The 13,254-nt window shown below is 55.3% G+C and carries 8 protein-coding genes and 1 pseudogene; 6 read left to right on the forward strand and 3 right to left on the reverse strand.

Annotated features, from left to right (window positions below):
* Positions 1 to 212: 212 nt before the first annotated feature.
* A pseudogene (locus JK213_RS15940) lies at positions 213 to 455 on the forward strand (IS3 family transposase); the annotation flags it as partial.
* Between the two features lie 57 nt (positions 456 to 512).
* Here JK213_RS15940 and JK213_RS12370 read toward each other — a convergent pair.
* Both JK213_RS12370 and JK213_RS12375 read right to left on the reverse strand, forming a co-directional pair.
* Entirely contained in the window at positions 513 to 1,676 is a 1,164-nt protein-coding gene (locus JK213_RS12370; RefSeq protein WP_194262841.1) for an EAL domain-containing protein, read from the reverse strand.
* Positions 1,677 to 2,112: 436 nt separating this feature from the next.
* Positions 2,113 to 3,069 carry a LysR family transcriptional regulator gene (locus JK213_RS12375; protein WP_194262842.1) on the reverse strand — a complete coding sequence of 319 codons (957 nt, stop codon included), beginning with the start codon at positions 3,067 to 3,069 and terminating at the stop codon, positions 2,113 to 2,115.
* A 170-nt stretch (positions 3,070 to 3,239) separates the two neighbouring features.
* Here JK213_RS12375 and JK213_RS12380 point away from each other — a divergent pair, with 170 nt between their 5' ends.
* The 5 genes from JK213_RS12380 to JK213_RS12400 all read left to right on the forward strand — a co-directional run bounded on the left by JK213_RS12380 (position 3,240) and on the right by JK213_RS12400 (position 11,840).
* Positions 3,240 to 4,904 (forward strand): MFS transporter, encoded by a 1,665-nt coding sequence (locus JK213_RS12380; protein ID WP_194262843.1) that lies wholly within the window; start codon positions 3,240 to 3,242, stop codon positions 4,902 to 4,904.
* A 15-nt stretch (positions 4,905 to 4,919) separates the two neighbouring features.
* Positions 4,920 to 5,996 carry an HlyD family secretion protein gene (locus JK213_RS12385; protein ID WP_194262844.1) on the forward strand — a complete coding sequence of 359 codons (1,077 nt, stop codon included), beginning with the start codon at positions 4,920 to 4,922 and terminating at the stop codon, positions 5,994 to 5,996.
* Positions 5,997 to 6,004: 8 nt separating this feature from the next.
* Positions 6,005 to 7,528, forward strand: a complete 1,524-nt coding sequence (locus JK213_RS12390) for an efflux transporter outer membrane subunit (protein ID WP_408869900.1) — start codon at positions 6,005 to 6,007, stop codon at positions 7,526 to 7,528.
* Between the two features lie 51 nt (positions 7,529 to 7,579).
* Entirely contained in the window at positions 7,580 to 9,052 is a 1,473-nt protein-coding gene (gene xylB / locus JK213_RS12395) for a xylulokinase (RefSeq protein WP_194262846.1), read from the forward strand.
* Between the two features lie 388 nt (positions 9,053 to 9,440).
* Complete coding sequence (locus JK213_RS12400; RefSeq protein ID WP_322783053.1) at positions 9,441 to 11,840, forward strand: TonB-dependent siderophore receptor; 2,400 nt, start codon at positions 9,441 to 9,443, stop codon at positions 11,838 to 11,840.
* 89 nt (positions 11,841 to 11,929) lie between these two features.
* Here JK213_RS12400 and JK213_RS12405 read toward each other — a convergent pair whose 3' ends face one another.
* Complete coding sequence (locus JK213_RS12405; protein WP_194262847.1) at positions 11,930 to 13,186, reverse strand: sodium:proton antiporter; 1,257 nt, start codon at positions 13,184 to 13,186, stop codon at positions 11,930 to 11,932.
* Positions 13,187 to 13,254: the final 68 nt, after the last annotated feature.

The following is a 13,254-nucleotide window of genomic DNA, read 5'->3' on the forward strand; positions in this document are numbered from 1 at the left end:
TCAATCCGCTCCATCTGGCGCTCAGACAACAAAAATACCTCACTCACAGGCCTACCCTCCATCGGTAAGCCTGTGAAGCACAACCTCTCGCTCAGTTCAATAAATTAATAGGTCCTGAGCCTAGGACCTCTGATGAAACTCAATGGGGTCCGACCAGTGCACATCCGTCGTCACAAAGTCTCAAGCGCCAGCCGTCATTCCCTTGGTGTTGCAGCCAATATTGCTCACATGATTTCCAGAAGAAACAGACGGAATACAGGATGATTCCATCCATGTCCGACAAGGGAAACTGCTTCGACAATGCAGCTGTGGAGACCTTCTTCAAGAGCCTGAAGGCCGAAATGCTCTGGCGGCAGGCAACTGACGCCATCTTCCAGTACGTCAACGGCTTCTATAACCCGCGACGACGCTATTCATATCTCGGCAGCATCAGCCCACTCGTTTCGAGGCTAAAGCCGCCTAACAAGATCACATACCGGCACAAAACCGTCACAAGTCCAAGAATACGCAGGTTACCAGACATTCACCCGTTTCTGCGCCATTATCCCACTAACTGTCTTGCTAAAGATTTCGAGTGAAATAATTGAATAACCCAGAATTTCTTCTGATTCGTCTCTGACCTGGGTCAGCATAACAAGGTCGATGTCACCACTCTCCCGCGTAAATCTGTATGGAGGATAAGGTAGACCGCGTTCTCTAAAAGACTTCAACCATTCGAGCATCGTACGCGTATCAGGCAGAAGCACATGGATATCGGCACCAATAACCTCTTTTTTGTCAAAACCAATTCGACGACAGAATGTCATACTGGCATCCCGGATGATATAGTCTCGATCTATAAAACAAATCGAAACTTCTTTCGAGCTATAGAGAGATGAGATTTGAAATGCCCTCTCTTCAATAGATAATCTTTGATATTCGTTTTCTGCATGTACCGCCGGATTGGAATTCGGGCTTCCAATCCTTTTTAATGGCCGAGGAGGACTGAACAGATACCCCTGCCCTTTCGTACACCCGATTTTCCGTAGCAGATCTGCCTGCTCGACCGTCTCTATTCCTTCTGCGATCACGTCAATATCGAGACTGTTTGCCAAACCAACAATCGCAGATATTATTTTTCTATCCTCCTTACGACTGACACAGGAATGCACGAATTTCTGGTCAATTTTTACACCTGAAAATGGCAAAGAACTCAGGATCGTGAGACTTGAATAGCCGGTGCCGAAATCGTCCATGACGAAGGAAATTCCGGTTGTATTCAGCTTTGTCATAAATTCAGTACAAAGCGCGAGATCAGAAATAATCACGCTTTCAGTAATTTCGATTTTGATGCGCTCGTGCGGGAACTCATAGAGGCTGATGAGGGACAGGATGTCATCAAGAATACAGGCGTCCGATATCTGCGATAGTGAAAGATTAAACGAGAAAAACAGGTTGGGATTGAATTTAATTCGGTGACGGAAAGTATATTCCAAAAGAAAAATAAGGAGTCCATCAAGGAGTTTTTTATTTTCGAACCACTCGATACTTTTCTTGGTATCGAGAAGTTTTTCACAATCAAAAAATCTACTCAAAACTTCATAACCAATGATTTGATCAGATTTCATTGATACAATTGGTTGGAAATAAGGCAACACGGAAATCGTCGTTTCACCAATTTTGAAATGCCGGTTCATTGTCCATCCCTTTTCAGGGTTAATACGGTGTAAAACGTTCCGATATCGTTAACGTCTTGTACTTTCTGGGTCACGGTAACAAAAGACCTATTGGTCTGGCGCAAGATCTGAATCATTTTCTGGCTGTGGGATAACGGGTAGAGAAAACAGTCATGAAAGTGACAGTGTCCGCTTCAATCCCGTTGATCCCGGCCTAAGTTTCCCGCTTCCTAAACGAGCGTTCACCGTGTCACAATGTGCAAATTTGGTGCATATGACCCGCTTTAGTAGCTGAATACCGGAAAAATCCGCGCACTCTTCACCGCATCTTTCGTGCCTATGGGAATTGGCAAGTGATAGCTCAGTCGCTCGCCCCGAGTTATTCAACAATCTCAGCGCGATAAGCATCCGACATTACCTTAACATAGCACGTGAACCTCACTGCTTTATGCATGATTCACTGCCTCGTCGGTCGCCTGAGACGGACGAGTTCGCGCCGGATGACCTGAAGAACCGTGTCGCGCAGCCAGCGATGAACGCCATCTGAGTCTACGCGCGGATGCCAGGCCTGAAAAGACGTGACGGGAGGAAGATCGAACGGGAAGTCGAAAGCCTCAAGCTGGATCTGCGAAAGTGGAAGACGGTCGATCACGATATCAGGTAGAGGAAGGATCATGTCCGTCTCCCGCATAGTCTCGATCATGGAATGGTAAGTCGGCACGACCATGGCGATGGGTCGAGTCAGGCCGTAATACTCTTGAAGAACATTATCTATCGGGCCGTAAAGACGACCTTTTCTCGACACGCTGATGTGATCATATTCCACCAGCGTTTGCGGGGTGATTCCTTGCGCAAAAATAGGGTGCCCTTCGCGCACCATGGCTCGGAATGACGTCAGGAAGAGGGTCTGACGCATGATTTCAGGGCGCAGATCGTCCGTAGCACCAACATAAAGATCAATCTTGCTGTTGCGCAGAGCCTCACTGGCGGGCTCCTCCGTTTCGGGAGCGAACACAACGCTGCAATTTGGACATTCCTGCTTGAGAGCCATCAGAATGACATGCCCGAACGCACTGACGACAAGGTCATTGGCGCGGATCGTAAAGCGCGGCGAGAGATGGCGCAGATTGAGCGTTTCGCTGTCATTCACCAGTGCATCTGCCTCGCGCACGATGTTCTGGACCCGGTCACGAATGCGGCTGGCGAAGGCTGTGGCCATCATCCGGCGCCCGGAAAGAACCAGAATAGGATCTCCAAATACGGTGCGTAGCGTTGCGAGATGGCGGCTCATGGCGGCATCGCTTACCTTCAGCCGACGCGCTGCCTGCGAGACGCTTTCTTCCTCCACAAGAACCTGAAGATAGCGCAGCAGGTCGAGATCATAGCGTCTGTGACTGTCAGCTCGTTTGGCCATTGCTCTCTCCGTTTCCTAAGGCTTTCCAGTATATTTTCGTGCTTTCAGCCTGAAATGGAAGAGTTTTTGATAACCCTTCCGAAAAATGGAAACGTCACCTGCTGCAAACGTGGGTTTTCGGACCTGTCCGCTCTGGATAATGGCTGGGGGGCAACGAAAGAGACCCCATAATGCAACCAGCAGCCTCGCCCTTGGCGGGTGCGCCGCCCGCGCAGCCGTCTTACATTCCCCCTTTCGGTATGCGGACCGTTGTCGGCTGCCTTGGGATGCTGCTGGCCGTGCATGTCGCCGGGTTCAACGAACACGTCACCGAAATCGGCCTCGCCGATATCCGCGGCGCAATGCATATCGGGCACGATGAGGGCACGTGGTTCACCTCGATCTACGAGGCCTTCAACATTGCGGCCATGGCGTTCACGCCCTGGTTCTACATGACGTTCTCGATCTATCGGTTTTCGATCTTCATGACGGCCGTGCTCGCCATGCTGTCGATCCCCCTGCCCTTCATGCCTGACATGGTCTCGCTATGCTTTCTTCGCGCCGCACAGGGGCTGAGCGCGGGCTGTCTGCCACCCGTCCTGATGACGGTCATGCTGAAATACCTGCCGCCGCCCATCAAGGTGTTCGGCATTGGCGGCTATGCGATGAGCGCCACTTTCGGGCCCAATCTGGGTGGGCCACTTGAGGCAATATGGTTCGAGCATGTGGGCTGGCGCTGGTTGTATTGGGAGGTCATTCCCTTCAGCATCATTGCCATTGCTATGATGGCCTACGGACTGCCACGTGATCCGGTGCATTTCGAACGGTTCCGGAACTTCAACTGGCGTGGCTTCTTCATTGGCGTGCCATCCATCCTGTGTGTGGTGACAGTGCTCTATCAGGGGGACCGGCTGGACTGGTTCCGCTCGCCGATCATCTCCCATCTGACATTCTGGGGCGGTGCGCTGTTCGTGGGGTTTCTGTTCCATGAATGGCACCATCACAGCCCGTTTTTCCGGCTTCAGTACTGGAAGAACCGCAATATCACGATGTCTCTGCTGACCCTTGTGGGTGTGCTCATCATCTGCGGTCTGATGATGGAAGTCCCGATGACATATCTGGAAGCCGTGAGGGGATACCGGCCCATTCAGGCGGCTCCGGTCGCGCTGACAGTTGCCCTGCCCCAACTCATCATGCTGCCGCTGACGGCTGCGCTCTGCAATTCGGCGCGGGTGGACTGCCGATATGTACTGGCGTTCGGCATGTCGTGTCTGGCGCTGGCAGCGTTCCTTGGAACCTGGCTGACGCCGGACTGGGTGCGGGACAATTTCTATCTCCTGCAGGCACTACAGATCCTCGGTCAGCCAATGGTTGTGATCCCGGTGCTGATGCTGGCCACCATGTCTCTGGGGCCGGCGGACGGGCCGTTCATCTCGGGCATGGTCAACATGCTCAAGGGCATGGCCAATGCGTTCGCTGCCGCCATTTTCGAAATCCTGCTCCGCCGTCGGGAACAGTATCACTCCACGATGCTGCTGGACCGGGCGGGCAATAACGCCACGGCGCTGTCCGGTATGGGTGATCCGATCCACCGAGCGATCAGCAACAGTTCGCCTGACGGCGATCATGTGGCGCGCAATACGCTTCAGATCTTCCACACCTATCTGCACGAGCAGTCGATCACACTGGCACTGGTGGACATCTATTTCGTCGTGATGTGCCTTTGCATTGCTTATGTCGCGCTGACCGCCGTGCTGCCGAAACGCGTCTATCCGCCCGGCAAGGGGTCTGCTCCGGCCATGCCTGCCGCCGCCCGCGAACCCGCTCCTTCCTCCCTTCCCGCCACCGCGCACTGACGGACCTGCCTTGATATGATTTACGGAAAACCTCTTCTTCTGGCCGGATGTGCGGTCGTCCTGCTGACCGGCCTCGCCTGGACGGCGGATCGTTTCTTCGTGGGCGATGGTATCCGTCAGGAAACCAACGATGCCTATGTCACGGCTGATTTCACGACCGTGGCTCCGAAGGTCTCCGGGCGTATCGACCGGGTGCTGGCCGAGGACAATGAATACGTCCATGCTGGGGAAGAACTTGCCCATATCGAGGACGACGATTACCGCGCGGCTTTGGATGCCGCGCATGGCGATACGGCTGCGGCTCAGGGCGATGTGAACAATCTCCAGGCCCTGCTGGACCGTCAGGGTTCTATCGTCGACGCGGCAAAATATACCGTACAGTCCGACGAGGCAGCGCTGGTTTTTGCACGGCAGAATGCGGCCCGGTATCGCAATCTGTCAGCAGGGGGCGCGAGCACGATCGAACAGCAGCAGGGCGCGGAAGCCCGGCAGCTTGAAGCGATCGCAGCCCTTGCCCGTGACAAAGCCGGAACCAGTACGGCTGAACAGCAGGTCGCGGTGCTGAAGGCGCAGCTTGAAAAGGCTCAGGGTGCGCTTCTGAAGGCGAAAAGTGCCGAGCATCAGGCCGAACTGAACCTGTCCTACTGCACCATTCCCGCGCCGGTGGACGGCGTGGTGGGTGAGCGCGGCGTGCGTGTCGGTGCCTATGTCCATCCGGGCACGGGGCTGCTGGCGGTCGTGCCAGTTCGCAAGGCCTATGTGCTGGCAAATTTTCAGGAAACCCAGCTGACGAAAGTCCAGACCGGCCAGAGTGCGACGGTCTGGGTCGATACGTTCCCCGGTCATCCGCTCAAGGCCCATGTGGACAGTCTGGCCCCAGCTACAGGTGTGGCTTTCGCTGCGATCCAGCCCGATAACGCGACCGGAAACTTCACGAAAGTGGTCCAGCGCGTCCCCGTCAAACTGACCTTCGATCCCGGCCAGCCTCTGGCGGAGAAGGTTCGTGTCGGTATGTCGGTCGAAGCACGGATCGACACGTCTTCGACGCCTGAGGGCACCCATTCCCATGACGCACGGTATCTCTGGAAATGAGAGCTTCCATGTCCACCCTCTCACGCTGCTTTCTTCTGGGGCTCACCGCGCTGTCTGCCTGTACGGTCGGACCAGACTATCATCGGCCTGACCCGCAGGCACCCGCGCACTGGCATCAGAGTCTAGCCCCCGCTGCCAGCCATCCGCAGGAAACATCCATTGTCGATGCACAATGGTGGCGGATCTATCGCGACCCCACGCTGACGGCGTTGGAAGAAGATGTGGCGCGCAACAATCTCGATCTGCGTGAAGCCGCCCTGCATTTCACGGAAAGTCAGGCAGAACGCCGGATCGCCAGTGCGGCGCAGATGCCGCATATGGAAGGTGCTGCGTCCTATGCCCGTGAACGCGCCAGCACGAACGGTATTCTCGGCCTTCTGGGAACCATGCAACAGGCCGGGCCCGGCGAGATCGCCAGCGGCCAGCAGGGTTTTGGACCGGCGGCTATGGATGGCGCGAAGGGCAACCCGTCTTTCAACCTACCGCAATACGGGCTGAGTGCGTCATGGGAGGTCGATTTCTGGGGGCATGTGCGCCGTCAGGTCGAGGCAGCTACCGCGGCCATGCATGAGACGGACGAACTGCGCCGCGACGTGCTGGTCTCCCTCATGGCAGAAACCGCGCAGGATTATCTGAGCCTGCGCAATATCCAGACCCAGATCGGCATCACGCAGCAGAGTATTGATATCGCAAAGCATAGCGTGAAACTCACAGAACTTCGGTTCGCGCAGGGCACGGCGACAAAACTCGATGTCGCCTATTCCCGCGGTCAGATGCATGGTTTTGAAGCGCGTCTTCCTGTGCTGAAAAGTCAGGAAGTGCACCTCGTGAATGCCCTGAGCTTCCTGACGGCACAGCAACCGGGCGCGCTGAAAGACACGCTCGGGTCTGTTCAAGCCATCCCGTCCGTCCCTGCTGACATTCCGGTCGGTTTGCCCTCCGAACTGGCCGAGCGCCGTCCCGATGTGCGAGCGGCAGAAGACCATCTCCATGCCGCAACAGCGAGTATCGGTGTTGCCGTGGCAGATTTTTTCCCGCGCGTAACACTGTCTGGCAGTCTGGATATTCAGGCGTTGCAGTTCAGCGGGTTGGGCTCATGGGCGTCGCGGCAGTACGGGTTCGGTCCAACCATGACCCTTCCTCTGTTCGAAGGGGGCCGTTTGACGGGACAGCTCCATCTGCGTCGCGCCCAGCAGAAGGAGGCGGCGATTGCGTTGCAGCGCACGCTTCTGAAAGCATGGGAAGACGTCGATGATTCCATGGCGGACCTGAGTGCCGCGCAGGAGCGTCGAAACCGACTGGAAGAGACTGTCTCGGAAAACGAGACCGCCGTCCATATCGCGCAGCTTCAGTATAGTCAGGGAGCAGGAGACTTCCTCAATGTCCTGACCACGCAGAATGCCCTTCTGGCCAGCCGGAGCGCTCTGGCTGAATCAAGCGCAAATGTCTCGATCTCCGTCGCCCATCTGTACCGCTCTCTTGGAGGAGGCTGGGAGAATGGAGACCCTTCACATAAACGTGGCGCGCCATGACGCGCGAACAGGTCCAGACTTACAACCCATTGAAATGGCAGGTGACGTGGGATGTATATCGGGATTGATCTGGGGACGTCAGGAGTCAAGGTGGTTCTGGTGGACGGAGCGCAGCATGTGCTGGCTTCGGAAACGGTGGCACTGAAGGTCTCGCGTCCCCACGAAGGATGGAGCGAGCAAAACCCGGATGACTGGCTCGCGGCCACGCTTGCAGCGATCGACGCGCTGGCAAAGGCCTATCCGTCCGAAGTCTCGCAGGTTACGGGCATCGGGCTATCGGGGCAGCAGCATGGCGCGGTCCTGCTCGATGGCGGCGGTAAGGTGCTTCGTCCCTGCATATTGTGGAACGATACGCGGGCCGAGGCCGAGTGCGCGATATTTGAGCATCGTTTCCCTGAGAGCCGCGCAGTGACCGGCAACATCGCCATGCCGGGCTTCACCGCGCCGAAGCTGATCTGGGTCGCAGAACATGAAAAGGACATTTTCGCGAAAACGCGTCTCGTGCTTCTGCCCAAAGCATGGCTTCGCTTTGCCATGACGGGCGAGGCGATCGAAGACATGTCCGACGCATCGGGCACGTTATGGCTTGATGTCGGACAGCGCCGCTGGTCGGAAGAAGCGCTGTCTGCAACAGGGCTTTCACTCTCCCACATGCCGGAGTTAAGAGAGGGAAGCGAGGCCGCTGGCGTTCTCAAACCCGATCTCGTGCAGCGTTGGGGCATGCGCAAAGCGCCAGTCTTTGCCGGAAGTGCGGGAGACAATGCAGCCGGTGCAGTCGGGTTGGGTGCGACAAAGCCGGGGGATGCCTTTCTCTCGCTTGGCACTTCCGGAGTAGTCTGGGTGACGACAGATTCCTATCGCGGCGGTGCCCGGGACGCTATTCATGCGTTCTGTCATGCGGTGCCGGGAGTATGGCACCAGATGGGCGTAACGCTCTCGGCTGCGGCATCCCTGGCATGGTGGTCGCGCGTGACGGGAATGAAAGAAGCAGAGCTTCTGGCCGAATTGCCTGTGTCACCCGAAGCCCCTTCTCCCGTCCTGTTTGCACCCTATCTTTCAGGTGAACGTACACCTCACAATGACGGAGCGGTACGGGGTGGCTTTGCTCTCCTTTCGCAGGATACGACACGCGCGCAAATGACTCAGGCTGTGCTTGAAGGAGTTGCATTTTCGTTTCGCGATGCATTGGAGGGGTTAAGGGCGTCCGGATCTGAAGTTAAGGAGGCTGCGGTCATCGGCGGCGGGTCGCGCAGTGCATTGTGGGTAGCGATCTTGGCCTCAGTGCTGGGAATTCCGCTGCATCGTTTGGCCAATGGCGAAACAGGCGGAGCATTTGGAGCCGCGCGGCTGGCACGTCTGGCGGTCACAGGCGAGGACGTGGAAACCGTATGTCTGTCGCCTGAGCGTGCGGAGACGATTACCCCCAATGAAGCGCTGCGTCATGCGTATGAGGCTGCCTATGCGGGCTATCGCACGCTCTATCCGGGCCTTGCGGCCGTGAAAACAGTGCTCGCGAAAAAATAGAATGCATGAAGAATCGTTGTCTTCTTGTCTAGTGACCAAGAATAACGACGAAGGCAGTTAGAAAAACCGCCTGATTATCAATGTTTCTGAACGAGTAGAAATCGTAGGGACCAGATTTTGGTTCCTGCGACCTCGAACCAATTCCAAACGCGCTCAAGAAACACCTGCATACTGTGCAAAGACATCTCTCGTAATCAAAAAATCGCCTGTCTCGGCGCCAGGTACTGACGACCTAGTGGTCGCAGGCGCCTGGTTCCGTCCCGATTTGAAAAGATATATTTTGGTATAATTTGTAATAAATGCGTTTCTTTTCATTTCAAAATCACGCTGCTATCGATGTGCAAATGATAATGATTATCATGTGAATTTCCGATTGGGACCTGCTGACGTGAACCTGCGCCCTGTAACGCGTTACGCCATAACCAGCCTTCTGGCCTCCACATTCCTGGCTACCGTGGCTCCTGCCGCGGTACAGGCCGAAGACATGCAAGAGAAACCCGCTACTCTCGAAAAACCCGAAAAACGTATCGATTCCAAAAAGAAAAAAGCGTCATTGAAGACGCATTCAGGAAAAGATCAGGATGCGGGGCCACCGGCAGCGCGCGACAAAACTGCTCCCACAGCTGAAAATATCATCGTCCGTTCCCAGAGATGGGATCGTGGAAGCTATACCGCCCCTTCCACCAGCGCATCCACGGGACTTCCTCTCAGTCTTCGCGAAACGCCCCAGACCGTAACGGTCATGACACGACAGGTCATGGACGATCAGCAGATCAACAGCCTGGATGACGTCCTGAACACCACACCTGGTGTCACATCCTACGCCAACGATAATGCCGGTCGTACGACTTATCGTGCGCGTGGTTTCAACATCACAAACTACAAGATCGATGGCATGCAGATTGATGCCACTACAAGCTTCGGTGGTGTTGGGTCATCCATGAATATGGACCTGTATGAGAATGTCCAGATCGTCCGTGGCGCCAATGGTCTTCTGGGCGGGACAGGTGATCCGTCCGCAACCATTTATTTGCAGCGCAAAACGCCAACCAAAGACTTCTCAGCGAATGGCCTGCTTCGACTGGGCAACTGGAATGAGCATCGTGTCATGGCGGATATCAACACTCCGCTGAATCATTCCGGCACGATCCGCAGCAGATATGTCTTCACATGGGATGACACGGATACATTCCGTGTCCGGGAGCACGTCAATCGTTTGGGCGCGCTTGCCAATTTCGCTGCGGACCTCTCCGTGCGGGATACACTGAGTTTTGGCTTCCAGTATGAACGAACCCGCAATGACGGCGCCTCATGGGGAACCAACGTTCCGATCTGGTATGCTGACGGTACACGCACGCACCTGCCCCGCAGCACCAACCCGGCAGCGGACTGGAGCCAGGCTACCCGCGACCAGTACACGGCTTTCATCAATTACGATCATGATTTTTCAGCAGGCTGGCACCTCAAGGTCGGCTATATGCGGACGCAGGGCAGTTCCTACAGCAATCTGGGCGTTGCCAAAATCAACAATGCCGCCAAAAATGTCGGGGGCTATGCCGGTTTCTGGAATCAGGATGGCACAGGTGGCTACCTCAACGCGCTTCACGCAGAATATGCCGATGCGCGTGATAATGCGGATGTTCATATCTCGGGCCCGATCCATTTTCTTGGACACGAGCATCAGATCGTTTTCGGTTTCAACGGGTATAATGACGAGCTGACACAATACACATTCAGCAAAGCGCTTGGAAATTGCAGCATTGCGGGTGTTACGCCCTATTCGGGCTGCCAGTATCGTGCGGCAGGGCTGCCCATTGCCAACTGGCAGACCTGGGATGGTTCGTATCCGGATTTTATGACGCATCGAACAAAAGCACGCGAAGTCGATGTGACGCGCAATTACGGAGCCTACACATCAGGCCGCTTCATCCTTGCCAAAGGCCTTTCGCTGATCCTTGGTGGTCGGGTAAGTACCTACGAAGCTTATAGTGGTACATATAATGTGCAGAACCAGTATTCGGGCGCGACAGGAACAGGACGCCAGAATGCCGTTCTGACGCCTTATGCAGGCATGGTGTATGATTTTACAAAGACGATGTCCGTTTATGGCAGTTACACCAATATCTTCACCCCCCAATCCAATCTGAGAGATGCCAACAATCAGCCTCTCAGCCCTGTGATGGGAAAAAGTTATGAAACGGGTCTGAAGGGGGCGTTCTTCAAACAACGCCTGAATACTTCTCTTGCTTTTTATCTGAACAGACAGAGCAATGTGGCGGAAGCGACGGGTGCCACCAACACAACGACGGGCGAGTCCATTTACCGATCCGTCAATGGCGTCAAAACCGAAGGCATTGATCTTGACGCTTCAGGCGAGCTTCTGCCGGGCTGGAATGTCTTCTTCGGTTATAGCTATCTTTACGAAAAAGGTCTGAGCTATCGGCAGGACCCACATCATCTCGTGCGCCTGACCACAAGCTATACATTTCCCGGTGTGCTGCATCGTCTGACCATAGGCGGCGGTGTTTCCAGCCAGACGAGCACAGAATGGACCACCAATCCTGGCCGCCCGCTCGGCAACGGGAAATATGACAGTTCCAACCTGCGTGTGGGTGGTTACACGCTCATCAATCTTATGGCGCGCTACCGTTTGGCCAAGTGGATCGACGTTGCTGGCAACATCACCAATCTGACGGACAAGACCTATGTCAGACAGGCCGGATTTTATGACGGGATGATCTTCGGAGAGCCCAGAACCTTCAGTTTCACAATCCGCGGTCATTATTGAAAATGGAACAGGATCTGTTTGTAAAACCACAAATCTACATTTTTGCTGATGGGACTGGCCTTCAAGGAGAGAAGGCCCAGCCTACCTTCTCACTCCAGATCAGAGGACGGGTAAAGCCTGCGGGCAACCCGTTCCATGGTCAGTCCCTGCACGATAATGGTAAATACGACGACCCCGTAACAGACTGGCAGCAGCAGATCGCGCAAGTTTCCGGGCGGGAGCCCAAGCGCCAGCGAAACCGAAATGCCGCCACGCAGACCGCCCCAGGTCAGGATCCCAAGAACCCGGCCCCGCTCCCATTGCCTAAGGTGAACCGGAAGCGTTGAAAGCAGCACACTCAAAGCCCGTACGGCAATGGACAGCGGGATTACGGCAAGCGTCGCCAATATCGCAAAAATATTTGGCGTAATTTCAAGAATTTCGAAACCGATCAGCATGAACAACAGGACGTTCAGCACCTCGTCAATGAGGGTCCACGCAACGTTGAGGTCTTTGCGAGACGCTTCGTCAAAAATGGAATGGCTATAGCTTGTTCCAAAGCACAGCCCCGCCGCCACGACGGCAATCGCCCCCGACATGCCAAGCTGGTTGGCGATACTGAAGGTTCCAGTCGCCAAAGCCAATGACGTCAACAGGTCAATGTGCGGGTCGCGCTGTCCTTTAAGCACACGGAGTGCAACCCATCCGGTCAGCGCGCCCAGCAGGCCGCCACCAATCGCCTCGCGGCAAAAACTCAGAGCGATCTCGGAGGCAGTCACGCCTTGACTGCTCCCGGTCGCTAGTCCGATCGTGACGCCAAAAATCACCACGCTCACGCCGTCATTAAACAGGCTCTCGCCTGCGAAAACGGCCTGAATCGGCCTCGGCAATCCGAGACGTTTCAGCATGCCGACAACCGAAACCGGGTCGGTTGGCGCGAGAATGGCCCCAAGGACGATGCACCACGTGAAAGGAATAGTATGACCCAACAGGGGGAGGACACACCATGTCGCGATCGCCAGAAAGGCAACAGCCAGAACGGTTCCCAGAACAGAGAGGGCAGCCACGGAGGCCAGCTTTGCGCTGAGATGATCGACATCTACCTGCATGGCCCCGGCAAACAGAAGGAGAGACAATGCGCCATTCAGAAGAGCCGTGGGAAGATTGATGGCCCCAAGCACGGATCTCGAAAGAGCCTGAAGGTCATAAGCCGGAATCAACGGATTCAGGATCATGATCAGCAGAGACGCCAGCAATGAAAAGACCAGCACGCCAATCGTCACAGGAACACGAAGCGTGTGATGATTGAGAATACTGAACGCTGCCGAGAGTGTCAGAAGCAGGGCGAAGAGGCTGATGGTGTCCATATCCTCATCGCTGGCTTCTCCCGCTTTCCAGGTCAAGAAAAACCGGAAGGGTCTGTTTTGCGAGATCG

This window comes from Gluconobacter sp. Dm-44 (assembly GCF_018256175.1).
Lineage (GTDB): Bacteria > Pseudomonadota > Alphaproteobacteria > Acetobacterales > Acetobacteraceae > Gluconobacter > Gluconobacter cadivus.

What these genes read in the sequence shown, in the direction of transcription:
- JK213_RS12370 (WP_194262841.1), bottom strand. Translation starts at nt 1,676, where the DNA reads ATGAACCGGCATTTCAAAATTGGTGAAACGACGATTTCCGTGTTGCCT.
- JK213_RS12375 (WP_194262842.1), bottom strand. Translation starts at nt 3,069, where the DNA reads ATGGCCAAACGAGCTGACAGTCACAGACGCTATGATCTCGACCTGCTG.
- JK213_RS12380 (WP_194262843.1), top strand. Translation starts at nt 3,240, where the DNA reads ATGCAACCAGCAGCCTCGCCCTTGGCGGGTGCGCCGCCCGCGCAGCCG.
- JK213_RS12385 (WP_194262844.1), top strand. Translation starts at nt 4,920, where the DNA reads ATGATTTACGGAAAACCTCTTCTTCTGGCCGGATGTGCGGTCGTCCTG.
- JK213_RS12390 (WP_408869900.1), top strand. Translation starts at nt 6,005, where the DNA reads ATGTCCACCCTCTCACGCTGCTTTCTTCTGGGGCTCACCGCGCTGTCT.
- xylB (WP_194262846.1), top strand. Translation starts at nt 7,580, where the DNA reads ATGTATATCGGGATTGATCTGGGGACGTCAGGAGTCAAGGTGGTTCTG.
- JK213_RS12405 (WP_194262847.1), bottom strand. Translation starts at nt 13,186, where the DNA reads ATGGACACCATCAGCCTCTTCGCCCTGCTTCTGACACTCTCGGCAGCG.